The 22,393-nt window shown below is 38.1% G+C and carries 21 protein-coding genes; 2 read left to right on the top strand and 19 right to left on the bottom strand.

The annotated features are described in order from the left end of the window. Positions 1-70: 70 nt before the first annotated feature. The 9 genes from JNUCC25_RS05405 to JNUCC25_RS05365 form a co-directional block, all read right to left on the bottom strand. Positions 71-3,385, bottom strand: coding sequence for an Ig-like domain-containing protein (locus JNUCC25_RS05405; RefSeq protein WP_387570428.1), 3,315 nt, complete (start codon positions 3,383-3,385; stop codon positions 71-73). Positions 3,386-3,601: 216 nt separating this feature from the next. Further along, positions 3,602-4,477 (bottom strand): N-acetylmuramoyl-L-alanine amidase family protein, encoded by an 876-nt coding sequence (locus JNUCC25_RS05400; protein WP_338789157.1) that lies wholly within the window; start codon positions 4,475-4,477, stop codon positions 3,602-3,604. Between the two features lie 195 nt (positions 4,478-4,672). After that, complete coding sequence (locus tag JNUCC25_RS05395) at positions 4,673-5,137, bottom strand: C40 family peptidase (RefSeq protein WP_013055770.1); 465 nt, start codon at positions 5,135-5,137, stop codon at positions 4,673-4,675. Between the two features lie 331 nt (positions 5,138-5,468). Next, positions 5,469-5,648, bottom strand: coding sequence for a YfhD family protein (locus JNUCC25_RS05390; protein ID WP_013055768.1), 180 nt, complete (start codon positions 5,646-5,648; stop codon positions 5,469-5,471). A 337-nt stretch (positions 5,649-5,985) separates the two neighbouring features. Next, a complete protein-coding gene (locus JNUCC25_RS05385; RefSeq protein WP_028407730.1) occupies positions 5,986-7,257 on the bottom strand; it encodes a cation:dicarboxylate symporter family transporter in 1,272 nt (423 codons plus the stop codon). A gap of 216 nt (positions 7,258-7,473) precedes the next feature. Then, positions 7,474-8,397 (bottom strand): response regulator, encoded by a 924-nt coding sequence (locus JNUCC25_RS05380; RefSeq protein ID WP_029324959.1) that lies wholly within the window; start codon positions 8,395-8,397, stop codon positions 7,474-7,476. Position 8,398: 1 nt separating this feature from the next. Continuing rightward, a complete protein-coding gene (locus JNUCC25_RS05375; RefSeq protein ID WP_029324958.1) occupies positions 8,399-9,706 on the bottom strand; it encodes a sensor histidine kinase in 1,308 nt (435 codons plus the stop codon). 577 nt (positions 9,707-10,283) lie between these two features. Then, the gene (locus JNUCC25_RS05370) at positions 10,284-11,738 is read right to left on the bottom strand and encodes a sodium:solute symporter family protein (protein ID WP_029324957.1); all 1,455 of its coding nucleotides are present in this window, start codon (positions 11,736-11,738) and stop codon (positions 10,284-10,286) included. Further along, positions 11,735-11,935 (bottom strand): DUF3311 domain-containing protein, encoded by a 201-nt coding sequence (locus JNUCC25_RS05365; RefSeq protein ID WP_263033135.1) that lies wholly within the window; start codon positions 11,933-11,935, stop codon positions 11,735-11,737. The genes JNUCC25_RS05370 and JNUCC25_RS05365 overlap by 4 nt, the downstream gene beginning before the upstream one ends. A 201-nt stretch (positions 11,936-12,136) precedes the next feature. On the opposite strand from JNUCC25_RS05365, the gene JNUCC25_RS05360 reads away from it, so the two are divergent. Next, positions 12,137-13,099: a bile acid:sodium symporter family protein gene (locus tag JNUCC25_RS05360; protein WP_013055760.1), complete on the top strand. Its 963-nt coding sequence runs from the start codon at positions 12,137-12,139 to the stop codon at positions 13,097-13,099. A gap of 157 nt (positions 13,100-13,256) precedes the next feature. On the opposite strand, the gene gdh is transcribed toward JNUCC25_RS05360, so the two are convergent. Both gdh and JNUCC25_RS05350 read right to left on the bottom strand, forming a co-directional pair. After that, on the bottom strand, positions 13,257-14,042 hold the full coding sequence (gdh, locus tag JNUCC25_RS05355) for a glucose 1-dehydrogenase (RefSeq protein ID WP_013055759.1): 786 nt from the start codon (positions 14,040-14,042) through the stop codon (positions 13,257-13,259). Between the two features lie 62 nt (positions 14,043-14,104). Continuing rightward, positions 14,105-14,956, bottom strand: coding sequence for a RhaT/GlcU family sugar-proton symporter (locus tag JNUCC25_RS05350; RefSeq protein WP_013055758.1), 852 nt, complete (start codon positions 14,954-14,956; stop codon positions 14,105-14,107). 289 nt (positions 14,957-15,245) lie between these two features. Here JNUCC25_RS05350 and JNUCC25_RS05345 point away from each other — a divergent pair, with 289 nt between their 5' ends. Then, positions 15,246-15,560: a winged helix-turn-helix transcriptional regulator gene (locus JNUCC25_RS05345; RefSeq protein WP_013055757.1), complete on the top strand. Its 315-nt coding sequence runs from the start codon at positions 15,246-15,248 to the stop codon at positions 15,558-15,560. 22 nt (positions 15,561-15,582) lie between these two features. On the opposite strand, the gene JNUCC25_RS05340 is transcribed toward JNUCC25_RS05345, so the two are convergent. The 8 genes from JNUCC25_RS05340 to JNUCC25_RS05305 form a co-directional block, all read right to left on the bottom strand. Continuing rightward, complete coding sequence (locus JNUCC25_RS05340; RefSeq protein ID WP_454222887.1) at positions 15,583-17,556, bottom strand: PAS domain S-box protein; 1,974 nt, start codon at positions 17,554-17,556, stop codon at positions 15,583-15,585. 224 nt (positions 17,557-17,780) lie between these two features. Next, a complete protein-coding gene (locus JNUCC25_RS05335) occupies positions 17,781-18,554 on the bottom strand; it encodes an EAL domain-containing protein (protein WP_097813336.1) in 774 nt (257 codons plus the stop codon). A gap of 268 nt (positions 18,555-18,822) precedes the next feature. Beyond that, a complete protein-coding gene (locus JNUCC25_RS05330; protein ID WP_170959559.1) occupies positions 18,823-18,987 on the bottom strand; it encodes a hypothetical protein in 165 nt (54 codons plus the stop codon). 45 nt (positions 18,988-19,032) lie between these two features. Continuing rightward, positions 19,033-19,557, bottom strand: coding sequence for a hypothetical protein (locus JNUCC25_RS05325; RefSeq protein WP_240530834.1), 525 nt, complete (start codon positions 19,555-19,557; stop codon positions 19,033-19,035). 343 nt (positions 19,558-19,900) lie between these two features. Continuing rightward, positions 19,901-20,023 carry a hypothetical protein gene (locus tag JNUCC25_RS05320; protein WP_258198322.1) on the bottom strand — a complete coding sequence of 41 codons (123 nt, stop codon included), beginning with the start codon at positions 20,021-20,023 and terminating at the stop codon, positions 19,901-19,903. Beyond that, positions 20,024-20,524: a hypothetical protein gene (locus JNUCC25_RS05315; RefSeq protein WP_252298752.1), complete on the bottom strand. Its 501-nt coding sequence runs from the start codon at positions 20,522-20,524 to the stop codon at positions 20,024-20,026. A gap of 60 nt (positions 20,525-20,584) precedes the next feature. Beyond that, positions 20,585-21,637, bottom strand: a complete 1,053-nt coding sequence (locus tag JNUCC25_RS05310; RefSeq protein WP_257146025.1) for a DUF6792 domain-containing protein — start codon at positions 21,635-21,637, stop codon at positions 20,585-20,587. Continuing rightward, entirely contained in the window at positions 21,630-22,313 is a 684-nt protein-coding gene (locus JNUCC25_RS05305) for a hypothetical protein (RefSeq protein ID WP_454222885.1), read from the bottom strand. The genes JNUCC25_RS05310 and JNUCC25_RS05305 overlap by 8 nt, the downstream gene beginning before the upstream one ends. Positions 22,314-22,393: the final 80 nt, after the last annotated feature.

Genomic DNA, 22,393 nt, shown 5'->3' with positions numbered 1-22,393 from the left:
TTTAGTAACCTTCTATCCCACTTAAAAATCACTAAAAAAAGAATCCTCCGCAGAGAATTCTTTTTTGTTTTTATTTAACGTTTATATTGACTGCTGAACTTGTATTTCCAGCGGCATCTTTTGCCGTCACAGCCAGCTTTACGCCTGGTTTTTGTTTTGGGATAGTTACTTTAAACTGTCCTTTGCCATCTGCTTTGCCCGATGCGATCAGCTTTGTACCGCTTTTAATCGTAATCACGGCATTTGCTTCTGTTTTTCCAGAGATAAAGGTGGACAAAGACGTAACGGCATTCACTGCCGGAGGTGCCGGCGGGGTTGTGTCTTGCACTTTTACAATTTTATACGGGCTGTATCCTACTTTATTTTGCAGCACGGCCGTTACTTCTGTTCCTGCTTTTTGAGCAGGAATTTTTACGCTGAACTTGCCGTTTCCATCAATTTTACCGCTCGCAATAATCTTTCCGCCTGCTTTAATATAAATAGACGCATTTTTTTCTCCTGTTCCCGTTACGGCTGTACTTTTTTCAGTAAGCGTATTAACGGTTGGAAGCGCTGGTTTTGTCTGCGCGGCACTGACCATTACAAACGTGTTGGAGCTGTAGTTATTGGCTGCATCTTTTGCAATAACAGCTAATTTTGTAGAAGCAGGCTGCTTTGGAATGGTGATGCTGAACGTTCCATCCGATTTTGCATTTCCTTTGCCAATTACTTTTTTGTCAATTTTCACATGCACTTCTGCGCCCGCTTCTGTGCTTCCCTTTACGACTGTATCTTGATTGCTTACAGCGTTTACTTTTGGTGTAACGGGTGCTGTTTTATCCTGCACGGTTACGGTTACAACTGGACTTACGCCCGCTGTGTTTCCAGCCGTTACAGACAGTTTGCTTCCTGCTTTTTGTTTTGCAATCGAGATGCTGTATGTTCCTTTGGCATCCGCTTTACCAGCTGCAAGCTGAAGACTTCCGTTTTTAATGATAACGGTCGCATTTGCTTCTGCTGTACCCGTAACAGCTGTACTTCGATCACTCACTTCATTAACTGTCGGTTTTACCGGAGCTTTTTGCTTTGCTGTAACGATTACAGTCGATGCAGAGCTGTTATTTCCTGCTGCATCTTTTGCTTGTACGCTTAGCTTTGTATTCGCTTTTTGCAGAGAAATGGCAACAGAAAACGCTCCGTTTGCACCTGCTTTAGCCGTTCCCACAGTTGTTGTTCCCACTTTTACAGTAACCGTCGCATTTGCTTCTGCTGTACCTGTAACTTTTGTATCTTGATCACTTACTGCGTTTACTTTTGGCGCAGCTGGCGCCGTTTTATCCTGTACGGTTACCGCAGTGACTGAACTTGTTCCACCTGCATTTTGAGCTGTTACAGACAGCGTGCTTCCTGCTTTTTGTTTCGCAATTGAGATGCTGTAATTTCCTTTAGCATCTGCATTGCCTGCTGCAAGCTGAAGACTTCCGTTTTTAACGATGACCGTCGCATTTGCTTCAGCCGTTCCTTTGATCATTGTGTCTTGATCACTTACTGCATTTACTTTTGGTGCAAGCGGTGCTTTTAACGTAGATTTAACCGTAAAAGAAGGAGCTTGACTTTCGTTTCCTGCTTTATCTTTTGCACTTACCGCTATTGTTGTCCCACCTATTTGTACTGGAATTGAAACAGTAAATGTACCGTTACCATCCGCTACTGCAGAGAACGTTGCATCGCCTGCTTTTACCGTTACGGCAGCGTTTGCTTCTGTGACGCCTGTTACGGTCGTATCTTGGTCACTTACTTCATTTACAATTGGAACAGAAGGCGGCGTTTGATCCGTTACGGTCACTACTGTGGCCGTGCTTTCATTTTCAGCTGCATCTTTAGACGTTACCGACACTTTTGTATCTGCTGGCTGCTTGGCAATCGTAATTGCAAATTTTCCACTTTCATCAGCAAGCCCTGTTCCAATTACTTCATTTTCCACTTTTGCAATAACAGAAGCATTTGGTTCTGTTACACCCGTAAGCGATGTTTCATTGTCTGCTAGTGCATTAACTGAAGGTGCATTAGGTGCAACCGTATCTTTCGGTGCTTCTTGCTCTTGCTCTTTTCGCGGATATTTTGTTGTGTAAAAACTTAAAAGAGTAGTTGTTGGATAATAAAAATCTAAAATTTCACGATAGTCTTTTCCTAGGCTTGCCATTTTTTGAGCACCGTATTGACTCATTCCAACACCGTGTCCATTTCCTTTACCATTAAAAGTTGTTGATGTGCTTGTTTCATTTGTTTCCGTTACAAGCAGGCTAAGCATCGCACGACTGTTTAACATCGATTTTAGCTTCGTCGATGTTAAATCTGTTAATTCCAAATGATGAACCACTAGTTTTTGCGAACTGTCTACATCTCCTTTAACAAGGTAGTCCACTGTAATCGCACCTTTAGTCACACGGCCTCCTGATGAAGGAGCATAAAAACTCACCTTTGGAATAGACGTAATTTTAATGGTTTTACCAGGATGCTTATTGGCTACTAACCATGACTTCAAATTATCTGTAACAGTTTTATCTTTTTCAGAAACCGTATTCCACCAAGCGCTATAGTTAGCTAAATCTTTTCCTGTTAAATCAATTTGCGTTTTTTGAATAGCTAACGTCCACGGCGTCTGCTTATCGTATGGATCTTCTTTCACTGGGAAATAAGAAAGCTGAGTTCCTCCCCAAGCATTGCTGTTTGATTCGGTTCTTCCCCCGTTGCTTGATGAGAAAACGGCGTTGATTAATTTATTGTTGTATGTGACTACTTGTCCGAATGTCTCATCTACTGCTTTGTTTGTGCTGTCGTACCACGTATAGCCACCGTATACTTGATAGCTTACCGTGTCATTGATCACTTTTCCTGCATAGCTCATTGCGTATGTTCTCGCTGCTACTGCCTGAGTTTTTAAAGCTTGCAGATTCCAAGATGTATAGACTTCATTTGGCACAACACCTTTTAAATAGTCTTCAATCGGCAGCGTATTAACAGGTCTGACGTACGTTCCTTTTTCATTTGTAAACGCAACGTCCCCTAAGTACTGTCTGCCGTTAATAGATACGGGATTTTTATAAAGAGACGGTGTAATTTCAAAGCTTGTAAAATCACCTAAGACATTGCTTCCTTGTTTTAGAGTGACACCTTGAGTTGTTGCTGCTACCGTATACTCTGTATTTGCCTTTAAGACCAAATCCGAGTTTTTAATAGTGTATAAATAAGACGGCTTAATTGTAATTGCATGATGATCTCCTAAATAGTTTACTAATTTTACAGACACAACTGGTTCTACCGTTTCAGCTTTCACACTAGCAAGCGGCGTGAATTGAAACAGCAGTACGCTTAGTACTAAAGCAAATGCCGTTAACTTTCTCATCTTGTTCCCCCATTTTCATGTACTGTCTAACGCATTTTAATATCAATCGTTATATCGACACAGTTCTATAAAAATTAAAGCATTTTACCTAGTTTTCTTTTCTGCTCGTCCATTTTTTGTCGAAAAGATGCTTTTTTATATCATATGAACGACAAAAAAAACGTGTGACATAAATCAATTGATTTAGTCGCACGTTTTTATAGGTCTTTTCACCTTTTATTTTTTCATTTCTTCATATGCCACGATACCGTCTGCAACATGATTCATCAGCTTTGTAAGGTAAGCCTGATCAGACAGGTTCCGGTCCTCTTCTGGATTCGTCATATATCCGAGCTCCACTAGCGTTACAGGTACAGTCGACCAGTTAAATCCCGAAAGATCACTGCGATAACGAATGCCGTCTGCTTCGACAAACTGATCTTTTTTCACCTCTGTCAGAATAGCCTGAGATGCCTGCAGACTGCTTTGATAAATAGACTTTGTATACGAATTATCTTCTGCAGGAGTAAGCACAGAAAATCCTTTTACAGAAGCATTTCCAGAACCATCTGCATGTATACGTACGTGCAGATCAGCTTTCGAATTGTTCGCAAGCTCCGCTCGTTCCCGGTTACTGATATTCACATCGTGAGAACTGCGAGTAAGCTTTACCGTTATGCCTTTTTCTTCGAGCAGCTGTTTTAATATCATAGAGGCTTCCAACGTCAGCTTGTATTCCGGCTTCTTGGTCACTACGCCTGATGTGCCTCCGGAAACCTTTATTTTTGCTTCTGCTGATCCCGGTCCGATTGGCTCTGTCTCTAGGTTAGCCTGAGATTGATGACCTGGGTCAATGTAGACTAAAAAAGGAGGAGGATCCGCTTTTTCAGGCATGTTGTTTTTTACATTTTTCACTTCATTACCTGCTTCATGAGGCTGTACTGCTTGGGACTGTGAGATGGGCTGCTTCACTCTTTCTCCCTGCGCATGATCTTTTGGTACATTTCCGCTAACGACGGCTTTCTCTGTTTGCCCTTTCATCATAAAGAAAAATGAGAGTACTGCTACTAATGCAACAATACCTATTCCATAACTCCATACTAAGCGCTTCATCTTCGCTCACCAAACTTTCGAATAGAGTGGGATATTCCTTATGTTAAAGTACAAAATGTGTTAACGTTATTATCTCACAGAATATGGATTTTTTTGTATAAAACGTTAAAAATAATTTCGGCAATATGTTATGTATATGCAAACAAAAACAACACTACATAATGTAGTGTTGTTTTCCAAAAAAATGACGGATGGTTAAATCCGTTTTGCACCAATATAACGTGCTTTCCAGTAGCTGTTGCTAAGAGATGTAATCGTCACGCCTTTAGACGTAGAAGCTTGAAGAAACTGATTATTTCCTAAGTACACGCCTACATGTGAAGGACCTTTTTTATACGTTTGAAAGAAAACCAAATCTCCTTTTTGAAGCTTTGCTTTTGAAACGCTTGTCCCTACTCGATACATTTGTTCCGTTGTGCGCGGAAGTGTTTTTCCAGCCTTTTTGAAAATGTATTGAATAAATCCTGAGCAGTCAAAACCTTTTGTTGTTGTACCTCCCCATTTATAAGGAACACCAATTAATTTTTTACCAGTAGCAATAGCCGTGTCCTTGTATGAATATGACGCTGCTTCTACTGTTTGAGCAGGTGCAATAAACGGACTGGCTCCACTAAATAAGACTGCCGCTGCCGTTATAGACCCAATGATGGCTTTTTTCATTTTTTTCCTCCATTATGTAACCGAACGTTACGTTTCTATGAACTTATTTTTCAATATGTTCGGTTTAATTATAATGAAAAAAGCCTCAAAAACTATTACGCTATGATTAAATAATGTTACAAAATGGTTACTGAGGTATTTTTATCTTGCGGTATATATAGAAGAGGTTGAGACATACCGAAATCAACCGCTAGAAGCAACTACATACCCGAAACCTACGTTTACCATCATCACAAAAAAATCCGAACGAGTTGGATTCTCCATCAAGAATCTCCATTCATCGTTCAGATTTCCCTTCAATTAAAACACTTTTGTCCAACCTCTTTTTCTCTTACTTTTCTTTTTGCTGTTTCAAAATTAAGTCCTGTTTCGCTTTAGCATCGTGATGCTGCGCTAACTCACGTGAAAATTCTTCATTTGCTTGATCCGGAGCAATTTTTAACTCTTTTGGTGTTTGAGGCAGTGACCCTTTGTTATTATGTGATGATTTGTGATTATTTGCTCTTCCCATGTTGAGACCTCCTTGTATCAATCATTTGTTTTTTATCTTTAGTTACTATTCCCAATTTTTCAAAGCAAATTCAAACGAAAAAAGATTGAGACATAACTAAATAAATTCCATCTAAAGCCGAATAAATTGGATAAATGAGCTGGTATGGATCACTTGTTGCACGGCCGTTGATTTCCATACAAGATTTCGCTTTCCGCAGGAGTCTTTGCCTTGTTCTCCAATCAACAACTAGAAGCAACTGCACAGATAAAATCTACATCAACATGAAAAAAATCCGAACGAATAATCGTTCGGATCTTTCTTCAACTACAATGCTTTTGTCCCAGACTCTTTGTTGTTACGATACTTTTTTTGTTACTTCGTTAATATAAGCTTCCTTGTCTTTATCATTAAATTGACCTTCCCACTTCGAAATGACAATCGCACCAAGTGAGTTTCCAATTACGTTTACCGCTGTACGTCCCATATCTAACAAACGGTCGATTCCAGCGATAAAAGCAAGCCCTTCTACCGGAAGTCCTACAGATCCAAGCGTTGCAAGCAGTACAACAAACGATACGCCCGGAACTCCTGCAATTCCTTTAGATGTAACCATTAAAATTAATATCAGTGAAATTTGCTGTGTGATGCTCATATCAATACCGTACATTTGCGCGATAAAAATCGCAGCAAGCGCTTGATAAAGAGTAGATCCGTCTAAGTTAAACGAATATCCCGTCGGAATAACAAAAGATGTAATGGCTTTAGGACATCCGAACTTTTCCATTTTCGCAATAATACGCGGCAATACTGTTTCTGAACTTGCAGTTGAAAATGCCAGTAGCAGTTCATCTTTTAGCACTTTTAATAAGTGGAAGATGTTAACGCCAGCCCATTTAGCTACAAGTCCTAGCACAACTAATACAAAGAAAATCATTGTGCCGTAAGCAACAATTACAAGCTTACTAAGCGGAATCAGAGACGCTAGTCCAAATTTTGATACGGTTACACCGATTAATGCAAATACGCCAAACGGTGCAAACTTCATAACTAAATTCGTTACCCAAAACATCGCTTCTGCCGTGCCTTCAAAGAATCTTAAAACCGGCTTGCCTTTTTCGCCGATTGATGCAATTCCAAGTCCAAATAGGACCGAGAAGAAAATAATTGGCAGCATATCGCCTGCAGCAATTGACTCAAATACATTCGTTGGAACGATGTGAACAAATGTTTCTACAAATCCTTTTTGCTCTGTAGCTTCTGCCGTTGATGTGTAGCTGCTGATATCTGATTTTTCAAGACCGCTGCGGTCCACACCAGTACCAGGGTGAAGCAAGTTAGCTGCTAATAAGCCTACAACAATGGCAACCGTTGTAATGATTTCAAAGTAAAGAATTGTTTTTCCGCCTAATTTACCAAGCTTCTTAATATCACCAACACCCGCAACGCCCACAATGATACTAGATATAACAATCGGCACCACGATCATTTTAATTAAATGAATGAATACGTCTCCAATTGGCTGGAGCACCTCAACTGCTTTAGGATTTCCGTAAAAAATAGCCCCTACAATAATACCTGCAATCAAACCAATTAGAATTTGTCCTGCTAATCCAAGCTTTTTGAACATATCTTTGCACCTTCCTTCTTTTTTCTAACAGCTTGAAGCTGTTTATTTGAACTTAATGTATTCAACAGATACAATCCCATTAAGAACTGTTTATTAAGTAGTTCTTTTATTCATAAGATTACATTATCACAGGCATCACAAAATCTAACAAAAACCTACTGAAACTAACAAAAAGTTTTTAGAAAATTACAAAATGAAAACGCTGTAGTTTTTTTACTACAGCGTTTGTTTGACTTCATAATAGAGCATTTGGATAAATTTTTTTACGTTTATACGACTCGGAGTACTGCTTTTTCCCGTCCCTTTTTCTATATCTCTCATGCGCTGATGCACCATTGAAAAATCGAAAAACTTAGAAGCATAATTTTCAAATTTAGGATTAAAGAAGTCAACCATACCAAGAGAGGTCAAATGATTTAAAGACTGATAAATGGCTCTTCTTACTCGCTGCTCGGCTGCTTTCATTTCTTTTTGCAGCACGTCTTCTGAAAAAGATGAACCAAGCTTTCTCACAGTAATTTTCTCAAATATTTCTTTGAGAGACGGAAAATGCTGTTCATACATCGTGCTTTTTTCCGTTTGATGCAAGTAATTGATGATTTCAATCAAATCTTTACTTCCGCTTTCTCCTAAAATACCCAGTTCTCTTAAAAGAAACCTGCACGCTTCTGCCGGATCGCTTTCTTTTTTACCAAAAGAAGGTGTTTTTTGCTGATTTCCTACATTAAGTATGGTATTTAACGATTCTTGAATTTTCTCCATTGATTGTTGAACATGAATTCGTTCAATTACTTTTTGAATGACCATAAGCACTTCCATACGATTGAGCGGTTTTGTAATATAGTATTCAATGCCAAGAGAGTAGGCTTTCCCAATCAAATCTTTCGTTTCTACTTGTGACATCATAATAATTTTCCCTTTAAAACTATCCTTTATTTTGCGCACGGTTTCGATTCCGTCTTGAATGGGCATTAACAAATCGATAAATAAAATATCGATCTGTTGCAATAGAGAAAACTGATCGTTTAACACAATCCCGTCTTCTGCTTCTCCTATAACCTCCCCTAGATCATTATCTTCAATGATTTCAGCTAACATTGAACGAAAGACTTCGTCATCATCTATAATATAAAATCGCATATTAGTCCTTATCCCCCATTAACGTAGAAATAGGTAAATCTATAGCAAATTGAACACCGGGGCTTGGAGACAGATTAATAAACTGAATATTCCCTCCCAGCTGCTCGGTCATTTGCTTAACGTAGACAAGCCCAAGACCCGTAGAAGGTGTCCCGTCCTTTGCGTATTTGGATGTAAATCCCGCTTTAAAAATGAGATGTTCATGCCTTTTTTTCACGCCGGGACCGCTGTCTCTCACATACAGTAAGATTCGGTCTTCTTCTCGGCATACGTCGATAATAATCGTCCCTTCTTTTTCAATTGCTTCAACTGCATTCGTTACTAAGTTGTTAATTAATGACAAAAATAAGTACACGTGATAGCGAGAGTGTTCTCCTAGAATCGAATATGAAAAATGAATATCTTTTGCTAACATCACCGCATATTTTTCATTGCTGCGCATGACGATTTGAAGCAGACTTTCGATTTCCATATACTCAGAAAATTCTTCTTTTGTAATGACCTTGGACAGTCCTGCTGATATCCGCTGATTGTCTTTTTTAATATCATGTACTTCTCCTGCAATTTGTAATGCTTTTTGGCTAAATTCGTGCAGCGAAGTAAGCTGTTCTATATTCGCTTCGTGTAATTCTTCATATAAATCATACGACTTTTTCGTAATTCTCTCAGCGTCCTGCAGCGTTTTTTTCAAATGAATGGATTCCTCATATAAATTTGAAAGCACAACAAGCAGCTGATCATTTTTTTGAGAGATTTGTCGTTCTCTCAGCTGCCCTTCGTAAAGTTTGATCATGCTAAACAGACATAAAACAAAGAAACTTCGAAAGACGCCTACAATAAAAATTTGCATGAACTCCGGAAACACAATATGATGCTGAACCATTACATACATAAAAAACAATTCCATTCCGCCTGAAACCGTTTCGATGATGATGCTCCATATGCCAATAATCCACGGCTTTGAATGAAAATCGTTAATTTTAAACCAAGAAAAAGCAATTGCATAAACGAGATAATAGACCCCTGCTGAACACCTGATCTGCAACGAATGAATAAAATCAAATGATTCGTAGCTATACCAATCAAGCCACATCCGAAAACCCACTATAGCACCAGCAACTAAAATACCTGGTATAACAGGAGAAACTCTTCTTAAAAGCAGCAGTGAAAAGAAAAAAATGGGCACAGCAAAGCTAACTCTATACGTATCATGAAAAGGATAATATTTAAGCTCTCCTGCTAGCGGCACAACGACTATCATCACCAGAATGAGTAAAACATCTTTTTTTACTACCGTATCAACTTTCATCGTTCACTTCCTGCACTTTTTGAACATAAGTATATAGTTTAGCAATCTAAAAGACAATCGCTCTTCCCCATATTTTTTTGCGTTCCTACTTCCATTTATAAATATAGCCCATATATAAACGGTTATTTATTCTCTTTCATTATTCTCTGTAGTTTTTTAGATTTTCTTGTTTTATTTTGTAATTTTTGTTGTATAGTAGAAGTACCTTTTAAAATGTGAGGCTGTATCACAACTATTCAATTATTATTACATCACCTGATAGCTACACTAAAAAGGAAAACTATTATTTTATAGGGGGAGCTTATTTTACAATGTGGATCATTACCGTTTACTCGAAAAACCAAAGTCCGACTATGTTTGAATTTGAATCAGAGGTAGAGGCGAAAAAGACATTTCAGGAGATTAAAGGGTGTAAGATCCTATCGGAAGTTATTTACTATAACGACCGAGTTCCCGCTTTAGCGTAAATCAGTTGATGTAGGAAGTTTACAAATTACCGGTTAAAAGCCACGTAAAGAGCCAAAGGATGATCCTGTTCCTTTGGCTCTTTGCTGTTTGATCAAAAAAACAGCGCTTCTTATGCAGAAACGCTGTTTTTCTTCGTGAGCATACTGACTGCCAACATTACTATAAAGTTGACAAGCAGCGCAATAAATCCGACGTTGATATCTTTCATTTGCTGAGGCAGTGATGGAAATAACGTACCAATAGTAGATCCGCTGATTGTAATATAGGCTACTACAATAATTCCAGCAACAATCCCCCACGCTGCTCCTTGTTTCGTTACAAAGTTATTTTTCTTCAAGCTGAAAAGCAGAGATGGAAACAGCTGTGTCATTAGACTATAGCCCATTAAAATAATTGTTGACAGCGTCGTTCCTCCGTTTAGCGTAAAGTAAACGGAAATGAGAGCCACAACCGGTACAAAACTTTTCGCTAAACGAGCAATACGCGCTTCGCTTGCTTGAGGCGCAAACGGTTTGTATATGTTTTTAGCCAGCAGCGTTGACGCACTCATTAACAGCATCGACCCCGGCACAAGCGCTGTCAGCAAACCCGCTCCTCCTATAATTCCAATAAACCAAGGATCAAAGGTTTGGATTGAGATCCGTAATAGCGCAAGATCCACGTCTCCTCCGCTTAAACCAGGAACTTTTAAAATAGCTGCAAATCCAACAAAAAATACAAAGAGCAGCATCAGCGTATAAAGAGGACTAATGATTGCATTTTTACGAAATACCTTTGCATTTTTCGCTGTATAGCTTGAACTAAACACCTGCGGCCACATATAAAAACCAAGTACTAGTAAAATAACGGTCGAAATAAACCACGTGACGCTTAATCCTTGCTCAGGAAACTTTAAAAACCCTGGCTTCGCTGTATTCACCGCTTCAAACATCGGACCGTATCCTCCGTAATAATGAAAAGGTAAATAAATGCCTAAAAATCCAATCACAGCAAGCATCATAATGTCTTTAATAACGGCCGTCCATGCAGAACCATGGATACCGGATATCATAACATACAGCGTTAAACTGATAGCTCCCATCCAAATGGCTGCCGGCATTGAAATGGCGCCGTATGATGCCTGTGATACAATAATCCCCAATCCTTTTAACTGCACAACAATAACAGGAATGACAGCAATCACTCCTACAGCAGCTACAAGCACACCAAGATAAGGGCTTTTATATTTGCTTACAAAAAAATCAGGCTGCGAGACGAGCTTATGATCTCTTGCATACTTCCAAATAACAGGAAGAAGCCAGTATGATAAGACATATGATAAGCTAATATAAATTAAGACATAAAGTGCAGGTGCTCCTTTTCCATAAGCCCATCCGCTTCCGCCTAGAAACGAAAACGTTGTATAGATTTCTCCGGCCATCAGCACAAACACTAAAACAGCCCCGAAACCGCGTCCGCCTACCGTCCACTGCTCCAAGTTCATATCCTTGCCTTTGGTTGATCGTATGCCAAGAAAAATAGCTGCCACTAAAAATAATAAAATAATAATAAGTGCACTATTCATTCTTCTTCCCCTTCCCGATTTCTGGGATCAAGCTTGTACATAACCCCTAAAATAATGGACGTAAGCACTACCCATATCACCATCCAAAACATATTGAACGGCATACCGAGAACAAATGGAGTCACTCGATTAACAAAAGGGAGAAAACCTAATATGCCTACGAACGGAAGGACAGACAAAATATAGATAAATCTCATGACTAAACTCCTCCGACTTTCTAAAACTAACTTCTTTATATTACCACATATTCTGTGTATTCAATGAAGGAATGCTTGCATTTAAACTGAAATAATCTCCAAAAGATAAAATATTCTGTACTATTTTACAAAAATACTGTTTTTATTTTTCTGAATAAATAGTATAATTTCTTCCTATAGTTCGCAGGAGGTATCGTACAGATGAAAACAATAGAGAAAATCAGTACATTTGCAGGAAAAACGTTTACGCTTTGGGTTATTTTAATTTCCGTTATTGCCTACTCATTCCCAGAGCACTTTGTATGGATTGGAAAGTACATCGTTCCGCTCTTAGGAATTGTCATGTTTGGAATGGGATTAACGCTGTCAGCGTCTGATTTCAGTGAAGTATTTCGAAGACCGAAAGAAGTAGCACTAGGCGTGGTGGGACATTTTATCATTATGCCGCTTCTTGCATTCGGTTTGGCGATTGGCTTAGATTTACCAAAAGAAATAGCAGTGGGCGTTATTTTAGTAGGCTGCTGTCCAAGCGGTACATCATCAAACGTAATGGTCTTTTTGGCTCGAGGAAACGTTGCGCTCGCAGTTGCTATCGCTTCTGTCTCAACCATTTTAGCACCGATTGTTACACCGCTTCTTATTTTATTATTTGCAAGCAAGTGGGTCGATATTGATATCATGTCTCTTATTATTTCCATTATACAAGTTGTCATCATTCCGCTTGCTCTTGGATTTACGATCAAAAAGTTTTTTGGAAAAGCTGCAGAAGCAAGTTCCAAAGCCCTTCCCCTTGTTTCAGTAGTCGCGATTGTCTTGATTGTATCCGCCGTTGTGGCAGGAAGCCAAGCACAGCTTGCTAAAACAGGCGGTATCATTTTTGCCGTAGTTGTTCTTCACAACATTCTTGGTTTCACAATCGGCTTCTTCTTTGCCCGCTTATGCGGAATGGATCTAGCCAAACAAAAAGCAGTGGCAATGGAAGTTGGCATGCAAAACTCAGGGCTCGGCGTCACTATCGCTTCCACTCACTTTTCGCCACTAGCCGCTGTCCCAAGCGCCATCTTCAGCGTCTGGCACAACATCTCAGGCTCAGTGCTAGCCTTTATCTTTAGCAAACTAAAAGACAAAAACCAGCCTTCTTCTAACAAAAAAATGGCTGGCTAATACAATAAAACTTATAAGGGAAGTACAAAAAGCTTTTAAAAGGTTTTACCTAGGAGAATTTCACCACCCCAGAAAGGGGGGGTGAAATTCTCTTAGGTATAGAAAAAAGACATGGCAATTTTGCCATGTCTCTTTTTTCTACATCGATTAAAAACTATTAGCCTCTTCCTGCTTGGAAAGAAGGATATTTTGTCATACCGCCATCCGCAAATAATGTAATACCTGTTACATAGCTTGCTTGTGATGATGCTAAGAATGCTGCAACTGCTGCTACTTCTTCTGGTTTACCGATGTAACCCATTGGAATCATGCTTTCTACGTCTGCACGTTGTACAGGATCTGCAAATTTCTCTGCGTTAATTGGTGTGTTCATCGCACCTGGTCCAATGTTATTTACGCGGATACCTTTTGGCGCATATTCAAGAGCTAATGTTTCCGTCATTAGTTTCATACCGCCTTTACTTGCTGCGTAGTGAACAAATAATGGCCAAGGAATCATTTCGTGAACGCTAGACATGTTAATAACGTTTCCTTTAATGTCGTTTTCAACGAAATATTTAATTGCTTCACGGCTTCCTAAGAATGCACCTGTTAAGTTTGTATCAATAACTTTGTTCCAGTTATCTAGAGATAGCTCATGAGAAGGAACTGGGTTTTCAACACCAGCATTATTAATCATAACGTCTAATGTACCAAATTCTTTAATAGCTGTTTGAACAAGATTTACAACGTCTTCTTCTTTTGTTACGTCGCCTTGAACGATGATTGCTTGTCCGCCTGCTTCTTCTACTTCTTTTTTCGCATCTAAAGCTTCTTCTTCATTGTTGTAATAGTTAATAACAACTTTTGCTTCTTCTTGACCGAAACGAACAGCCATTGCGCGTCCTAAACCTGTTGATCCACCTGTAATTACAACTACTTTATCTTTTAAATCTGTATACATAATAAAATCCTCCTAGTGTTTTCATTTATTCATACATACTATCATTAACTTTTACGTAAACGTTAACTTTTAGCCATTCCGAGGAATACGCCACCTAAAATGATGAGCACAATACCAATCGTAATCGAAATAAGCTGACGCTTTGTTTTCTTTTCTCCTAATAAGAAGATACCGCCAAGCGTTGAAATAACAATTCCCATTTGTGATAATGAGAAGCTTGTTGCAACCCCTACTTTAGGTTGAGAAATAAATAAGAACATATTACCAGCTGCCCAAATCAGCCCTGGAATAATGTTGCGAATTGCGTATTTATTAAACGGTTTGTGTTTATAAGTAAGTATAAGTCCCCCAATTAACATACCAATAGCTTGTGGGAATAGCGCCGACCATCCGTCTACATTAAATAAACGAGCGACAACTACATACACTAAGTATCCAATTGTTGAAATAACAAGGGTAATAATCCCTTTTTTGAATTGTCCAGATTGCTCTGGGTTTTTTTCGCTTTCTAGTGATGTTAACACAATACCAATAACAATAAAGATAAGAGCTAACACGCCTAAAATAACGGTTGTTGTTGTTGACCACTCGTGAAATACGATAACACCAAACAATGATGTCGTCACAAGCTGCATACCAGTTGAAATTGGCATGGTTTTTGAAACACCAATATAATCAATCGTTTTCAACTGATTACTTTGCCCAACTGCCCAAAATAATCCTGAAACGATTCCGACAATAAAAATAAGCGGCGTCAACACTGGATGAACTACGAAGTAAATAACGGCTGAAAAGATCAGCGCACCAATTGTAGTCCCAAGCGTTTGACTGTAAGGACCTCCGCCCAATTTAACGTTGAACAGGACAATACTTCCCCAGAAAATCGCAGGAAGAATAGCCAAAAGGATATCCATTTGATACTAACCTTCTTTCTCAAACTCTTGATGTAATTGTAAATTTAAAGTACCTTTTATTTAACTAGGTAACTTTATGTAACCAATCTTAGACCTTTTTTCTTGATACGTCAATAATAATATGTCGATTCTGTGACTTTTTTTAAAAACTTTACAATACAGCGTTTCCAAGCTACTGAAAGTTTTGAAAATAAAAAAAGATAGCCTTTTCATTATCCAAATGCTAGTATATAATAACATTATAAGAGTTACTTTTAATATCCTATATACGATAAAGTAGGTGACATCAATGAATGAATTTGATGAGTTATGTCCAAAAGTGTGGAAAACGTTTGATATAATAGGAAAAAGATGGAATGGGTTAATTATTTATGTCCTGATGAGCGGTCCTAAACGCTTTAGTGAAATTCACAGCAGCATTCCCTCTTTAAGTAAACGAATGTTAACCGAACGAATGAAAGAGTTAGAAGAAGAAGGAATTGTGATCCGGCACGTTATTCCTGAACGTCCCGTTCGCATTGAATATATCTTAACCAAAAAAGGATCAGAGCTTGGTATGATCTTAGGGCCCGTCAGTAAGTGGGCAAAAACATGGATAAAATAAAAAAGCCTCCAGTGAGGCTTTTTTACGTTTGATAGAGGATATAATTATTTTTCCCTTCTCTTTTCCCTTTGTATAACGCATCATCTGCATTTTTTAATAATAAAGCAGCCGATTCCCCGTCCTCTGGATAAATAGATACGCCAATGGTAGTTGTTGTGCGCAAACAATAGCCCCGTACATTCCAGCTTTGCTGAAGAGATACATGAATCCGCCTAGCAATTTGTTCAATTTCCCTTCCATTTGTTACGTTTAAAATAATGATAAACTCGTCTCCGCCCAAACGATAAATGCGATCGCCTTTCCGTACACAGCTTTTTAATCTCTTCGTGTATGCTTTTAGAAATTCGTCGCCTATATGATGGCCATATTCATCGTTAATCTGTTTAAAATTATCACAGTCGAGAAACAAAAGCGCAAAAAACTCATCGCTTTTCCGCTGCCCTTTTTCAATTACTTTGTTTAACTCTTTTAACAGCATCGCCCGATTGGGAAGACCTGTTAAACTATCGTGAGTGGCTTCAAAATGAAGTTTATTTTCTAGCGCTTTTTGTTCAGTAATATCATTATGAATAGATACATAATGAGTAATATTTCCGTCTATATCTTTTAGGGGCACAATTGTTTTCGATACCCAGTATGACTGATGATGCTTCGTCCCCATTTCAAGCTGCCCTCGCCATACCTTTCCGCTTTTTATTGTTTCAAGCAGCTCATCGTGGTTATGATGAAGCCCTGCATCTCGATAATACTTCCCCAATAAATCTTCTTTTTCATAACCTGAATACTGTACATACATATCATTTACATAGGTAATAGTTCCACTTGCATTTATAATCATAACGCTAGCTGATTCATCGAGCGCATATTTTATATTTTCAAGTTCTTTCAGCGTATAAGCCAGCTGTTCTTCTGCTTCTTTTTGAGGCGTAATATCGTGTAAGATGGCATAGGCGCCAACCGTTTGATTATTTACTTTAACAGGAATCGTTGTAATGTACACGTGCTGTGCGGAATGTTGACTTCTACGAAATGTTAGCTCTGTGCTGTAGCTGATTTCTTCATATACATTCCAGCGTTTGTAATTACAGGCTCCCAGTCTTTTAGCAATATCTCGGTAATTTTGATACAGCACATCGCTTGCAGAAAGCTGCAGCGTTTCTAAGAATGCGCTGTTGACATTTAAAATCGTGCCGTCCAAATTCAGCATACAAACCGCGTGGTGGTGGTTTGTAAATAGCGATTTGTACCACTGTTTGCTTTTTATGAGCTCCCATTCTAATTTTTTAATAGCTGTGATATCTCGGTAAATCACCGAATAGGCGACCAGTTGATTTTGATAGTCATAAATCGGTGAACAGCTGACAGATACACACACGCTTTCGCCGCTTTTTGTGTACCTGACTGTTTCATAAGGAGGCAGCGTCTTACCACTTTTTAATTCTTCTATTAATTTAAGGTTTTCTTTTTCCTCTTTCTTTGACACGATGTTCATCTCTTGACGGCTTTTTCCTATAACTTCTTCTTTTCTCCACTGAAATAGCTTTTCAAATGCTCCATTGACTGTTAAGACCTTCTCATCACAATCAGCAATTAGAATGGCATCTACCGTGTTTTCTAGAAACGCATCGAGTAAACGCGTGCTCTCTTCCTGCGTTTTTTTACAATGAATTTCTTGAGCCATGACAAGGACATGTGAAGGGGTTGTCGCTTGATTAAAAAGAGGGGTAAATGTTACTTCATATGCATGCCGGTCGGGCTGGAAAAGCTGTATGTATTGATATTGAATTGGTTCTTTCGTGGCAATAGCTTTTTCACAAAGTGTGTAAAAAAGCAGATTTTCTGCTTTATTGATTATCTTGTCTTCCATTTTGTCAAAGAATTGCTGAGCTGCTTTGTTACATTCTTTATAATATAGCTGATGTCTTTCTTGCTGGATTAAAATCACAGGCTGCGGCATATTCATAAAATAAAATCGGAATACCCCTTCACTATACATACTAAATATCCTCCATCTGCCTTTGGAATTTCACTAAACGTCTTGTTTTGATATGCAATTCACTCATTCTTCCAAACCAACACGTCTTCTTTATCCCTTAAAATATTTTAACAATCGCATAAAATCACATAATTTTATAAAAATTCAAGACATCTGCGTTGCATATAGGTCTAATTGCTTATTCCTATATTACGATAAATTATCTATTTAGTGAAGTGTATGGTTTAAGAGTTCAGCAGCCTTTCTCGTCTGAATAAACTGCGGTACTTATTATAAGTTAAGTAGGAAGAGATCGACTGCGGCATGCCCAGCAAATAGCCCTGAGCAGCATGTAGGTTTAACGAAATCGCTGCGGCTAAATCTTTATCTCGTTCAACGCCTTCTAAAATGAGATTCGTATGCGGATAATAGTTAACAAGCAAATCAATCAGATCTTTCTTTTGCTTGCAGTCGGCTAGCCCTTCAGCATAGCTTCGGTCCAATTTCATATAGTGAGGCTCATACATGCTTACCTGTCTCATCGCTGCGGCTCCTGCTCCAAAATCATCAATCGCAATTTTGAAACCGGCCTCTTTCAAACTCATTACTCGGGCAAAAAGAGCAGACGATTCCCATAAAATCTTTTCATGAAGCGTTTCATTTAACTCCCATACAATACGATGTTTCGCATTTTTATAGGTGTTCAACAGATATGTTAAAAACAGTTGGAAATGCGGGTGGAGAAGAGTAGATGGAAACACATTGATAAATAAATCTTCAGATTTCAATACCTCAAACGGAAAGTTCTTTATAGCCCCTTCAATTGCCATCGTATCAAGCTTGTACAAATAATTATGGCGTCTTGCCAGTGAAAACAACTCTTCAATCTGCCCTTTTGCGAAAGCCGTGCGCAGCAAAGCCTCAAAACCTAGCGTGTTCCACGAATTCAACGCATAAATAGGCTGATATACAAACTGAAAGTCTTCATACGTCAGTTCCTTTAAAACATGAGCATCCATTCTTTCGTTTAATCACCTTTCGTTTTCAATATACTATTTCTTCCATAACCTAAACTTATAAAAATATATCCTAAAAACAGATAATTGTCCATTAAAAGTAAGATATTCCATTAGGCGATTTAGGTATTCCGAGACTTGCTGGAGGCTTATGATAGCAACAAAGAAGTGTTTTAGAGACTTTTATGCTTTTGGATAGATAGGCTGTAAAGGATGTTCCAAAAAAGAGATTGAGACATAAGTAACTCAACCCCATCTAAAGATGAGCAAATTAGATAAAGGGACTAGTATAGATTGCTTGTGACACCGCGGTTGATTTCCGTGCAAGGCTTCGCTTTCCGCGGGCGGCCGCTGAGCCTCCTCGTCGCTTATGCTCCTGCGGGGTCTCACCTGTTCCGCTTTTCCCGCAGGAGTCTTCGCCTTGCCCTCCAATCAACCGCTAGAAGCACCTATATACATAAAATCTACGTTTACCAGATACTTAGCGCAATAACCTCTTATCGTTATGTACTATATGTTGGTTAGTACCACGAAAATATGTATAGGCATAATCATAATAAATTCTTGTATTAGAGGTTTCTACCTGTTTAGTTTTTTTACTGTCTAATTGTTCTTTAAATAAACTCGCTACATAAATTGATTCTGATTTTGTGTCGTTCTCCGAAAATTCAACCTTGATAGCGTACGTTTGTTTATCATTTTCGTAGGGTTGAATATAAGCGGCTGACCAATTTTCATATGATTCGTCATTTCTAGTATAATCTTCGCGGTATTTATGTAAAACTTGATACTCCTCTGGAAACCACATCGTATACTGATTTGTCTTTGATTTGAACTCATAAAATCCATCGGACACTTTTTTATCTTTGTTCAAGAACTTACGCGTGAAGTGATCATCAAAAGCTGGAACGTTGGGGTAGCGGCTTTCGTTTATGAACCATATTGCTCCTATTAAAATAGCTGCTCCTACAATGATTGCAGGGAGGGGCTTTATACGTTTTTTCATGGTCATACACTCCCTTTATTCTTTTGAAATAAATAAGACTTAATGTAAATTGTTGAACATATAAAAATTCCTCAGACCGCTGTCTGAGGAATAGCAGTATTCCCTATGCTAATTCACTTTCATCCATTGATTCTTTATATTGAATTTCGTACTCTCTCTTATACATATCTTTAATAGAATGCATAAAACTCATAATATGCTGAAATGCTCCAGTATCATACTGCTGAGCCCTTAGCGTATATCCCCGCTCAGCTGCTTCTAATTTACTTTTAACAGCATCAGCAAACTCACCCGTTTGGTTTTCTAAATAGCTTTTAGCATGCCAAAGCTTTTCATTTACTTCTTAATCCTTTTTGATTAACTCTTTAATCCTTTTTGCCTGCTCGTCCTTAAAGTCATCACTATCAAATTGGAACGTATATTTACCGCTCGTTGTTCCTGTGTGTGTAAAATCAAAATCAAACAATTAAATCCCCCCTACTACTTCTTTCATGCTTTTAATATCTGAAGCTACCGATTCGTCTGCTTCCATCATCTTCTCGAAATTTTGGAAGAACGCTTCAAGAAACTTTTGATAGTATGTAACTTCCTCTTGAATAGAAGAAATAATCTCTTCAACAGGGGTAAATACACTATCGTCTAGCGAATCAAACGTTTTGTCAAACGTCACTTTTTCAGCCACACGCTTTTGTCCAAACCAAGCGAGAGTAGCTTCGTCTTTATCTGCCTTTTCCATAAATGACTGGGGAGAAGCTTCTTCTCTGGATATTTTCATTTTTAATTTTTTCTTCTTAGCTTCGAAGACTTCGTTAATTTCACTATGTAAATACTGCTTTAGTGCATTTAAGTTTGCCTCTTTGTCTTTAATGGCATTAGCACAGTAATAAACAAACTTCTTCATTTGTTCATAATCTAGCAAGATTTCTTCCTGAGATCCTGAATCAAAAACCTGATAATACGTCTTCATAGCATTAGCTTCTGTGTATTTGACAACATAATTAATTCCGTGGAGTTTTGCTTGATCTCTTTAAGATATTCCTTTATAAACCTGTGAGAACCCCCCGGGACTAGTTAGTAAATTAACTCCACCTGCTGCACCTAGAGCAACTCCAGCTTTTATCTCACCTAAATGGAGAAAAGGATACTTTTTTATATGCTCAAGGTATTGCTCACTCTTATTAGGAAGGTCGAGTAACGTTTCCTGTTTTACATGATCATTTGCAAAGCCTAAGCCACCTAGTATCGTTTTCACTCCAAGATTATAGCGAAATTGGTCTATCATATACACTGGGTTCCATTTTGCTTCTTTCTGAAAAGGATATTTTCCAATGTTAATCATTTCTTCTGTATCTAAATCTCCAAGCATGGTTACTTTATTGCCTGCATACCAGCTGCCAGGAAACGATTGGGCATGCATTGGTTCACCTTTCACCCAAGTATGGCTGATAGCAGCTTTTTGTCTCTCATAGTAGATGTTGGCTAGTTCTGTTAGCCTTTTAGCAGATATTTTATTTTCTCTGCCTACTTGATGCTCCACGTACCTTGCAAAGGTCTGATCAAGCTCCACTAGTTGCTTTACATTAACAGGTGCATCATTTAGGCCCCTTACACCTGTAAAATTCTTCGTTATCAAGCTCAATGTTACTATAAGGTGGCCTCCCAAAGAATGCCCATCGCCATATCTTTTTACTTTCACATTAGAGCCTTTTAAATTTGCCTCTACTTTTTTATACATCTTTACTGCATCGTTAATCTGTGCATTATTTTTTCCAGCCCCAACACCTAAAGCATCATAAACAACATCTCCAAAGTCCTTAGACGGCTCAGTGCCTCTAAAAATATAATAGACTTCGTTAATATTTCTTTGTTTATCATAAAAATGAATAGCAGCTCCGTCAAATCCAGACTTTTTTCCAATCCCCATCTCTGAGCTACTATAAATTTCAAAATTAGGAATTTCTCTCCCTGTATGTTTTTTGTATATCTCTTTAATTTCTTTTTCTTTATTAGATAAGTTTTTATATTCAAGTTGAGTTATTTTATTTCTTAAACTATCATCTAAAATGCATTTATCATTCATGCTTCTTTCCCTCTTTAAAATGAATACTATTCAGTACTTTTCCAAACCAATCTTTTTTGTCAGATTCCCTACCAACTTGATTATTTAGACTGTCATCGAACCATAATTCTATTACTTTACTAGAATTCTTATCTGCTACGTATGCTATATATGTATTGGGAGCATGTTTATTTTTATCATAGATAACATGTTCTTCTGTTCCCTTAAAATAAAGATATCCTGTATCAAAGTATATACGTGTATTAGCTGTTTCCCACTTTTGAGGATTATTTACTCCAAACTCATCTTTAAATAAACTCTCCACGTAAATAGATTCATCATCAGGATTGCTCTCTGATAACTTTACTTGTAAATAGTTCAACTGATTTTCTTCTTTATTCTTAACTGATGAAGCTTTCCATCTTTCATAAAAATCTCCATCCCTTACATACTGTTGCTCATTTTCATGCAACAACTGATACTCCTCCGGAAACCACATCGTATACTGCCCGGTCTTCGACTTAAATTCATAAAATCCATCGTCCACTTTTTTATCTTTGTTTAAGAATTCACGCGTAAAGTGATCATCAAAAGCAGGGACGTTTGGGTATCGGCTTTCGTTTATCATCCATATTCCTCCTATTAAAATAGCAGCTCCAGCAATGACTGCAATAATGGTCTTCGTACGTTTTTTCATTGTCGCACACCCTTTTAGTTATGTTATAACCTATGTTTTATACATGTTCGATACTATCATACTTATAATGGGAGAGTCAT

The sequence above is a fragment of the Priestia sp. JNUCC 25 genome (assembly GCF_053667915.1).
Note: the sequence above shows the minus strand (reverse complement) of the source record. Positions and strands in the feature narration are given on the sequence as shown.

Bases quoted from the DNA above. Each gene is read 5' to 3' on its own strand.
- JNUCC25_RS05350 (WP_013055758.1), bottom strand. From the start codon at position 14,956: ATGGATATCCTTTTGGCTATTCTTCCTGCGATTTTCTGGGGAAGTATT.
- JNUCC25_RS05315 (WP_252298752.1), bottom strand. From the start codon at position 20,524: ATGAAGACGTATTATCAGGTTTTTGATTCAGGATCTCAGGAAGAAATC.
- JNUCC25_RS05310 (WP_257146025.1), bottom strand. From the start codon at position 21,637: ATGAATGATAAATGCATTTTAGATGATAGTTTAAGAAATAAAATAACT.
- JNUCC25_RS05370 (WP_029324957.1), bottom strand. From the start codon at position 11,738: ATGAATAGTGCACTTATTATTATTTTATTATTTTTAGTGGCAGCTATT.
- gdh (WP_013055759.1), bottom strand. From the start codon at position 14,042: ATGTATACAGATTTAAAAGATAAAGTAGTTGTAATTACAGGTGGATCA.
- JNUCC25_RS05335 (WP_097813336.1), bottom strand. From the start codon at position 18,554: ATGGATGCTCATGTTTTAAAGGAACTGACGTATGAAGACTTTCAGTTT.
- JNUCC25_RS05345 (WP_013055757.1), top strand. From the start codon at position 15,246: ATGAATGAATTTGATGAGTTATGTCCAAAAGTGTGGAAAACGTTTGAT.
- JNUCC25_RS05325 (WP_240530834.1), bottom strand. From the start codon at position 19,557: ATGAAAAAACGTATAAAGCCCCTCCCTGCAATCATTGTAGGAGCAGCT.
- JNUCC25_RS05400 (WP_338789157.1), bottom strand. From the start codon at position 4,477: ATGAAGCGCTTAGTATGGAGTTATGGAATAGGTATTGTTGCATTAGTA.
- JNUCC25_RS05365 (WP_263033135.1), bottom strand. From the start codon at position 11,935: ATGAGATTTATCTATATTTTGTCTGTCCTTCCGTTCGTAGGCATATTA.
- JNUCC25_RS05395 (WP_013055770.1), bottom strand. From the start codon at position 5,137: ATGAAAAAAGCCATCATTGGGTCTATAACGGCAGCGGCAGTCTTATTT.
- JNUCC25_RS05305 (WP_454222885.1), bottom strand. From the start codon at position 22,313: ATGAAAAAACGTACGAAGACCATTATTGCAGTCATTGCTGGAGCTGCT.
- JNUCC25_RS05340 (WP_454222887.1), bottom strand. From the start codon at position 17,556: ATGTATAGTGAAGGGGTATTCCGATTTTATTTTATGAATATGCCGCAG.
- JNUCC25_RS05385 (WP_028407730.1), bottom strand. From the start codon at position 7,257: ATGTTCAAAAAGCTTGGATTAGCAGGACAAATTCTAATTGGTTTGATT.
- JNUCC25_RS05360 (WP_013055760.1), top strand. From the start codon at position 12,137: ATGAAAACAATAGAGAAAATCAGTACATTTGCAGGAAAAACGTTTACG.
- JNUCC25_RS05375 (WP_029324958.1), bottom strand. From the start codon at position 9,706: ATGAAAGTTGATACGGTAGTAAAAAAAGATGTTTTACTCATTCTGGTG.
- JNUCC25_RS05390 (WP_013055768.1), bottom strand. From the start codon at position 5,648: ATGGGAAGAGCAAATAATCACAAATCATCACATAATAACAAAGGGTCA.
- JNUCC25_RS05405 (WP_387570428.1), bottom strand. From the start codon at position 3,385: ATGAGAAAGTTAACGGCATTTGCTTTAGTACTAAGCGTACTGCTGTTT.
- JNUCC25_RS05380 (WP_029324959.1), bottom strand. From the start codon at position 8,397: ATGCGATTTTATATTATAGATGATGACGAAGTCTTTCGTTCAATGTTA.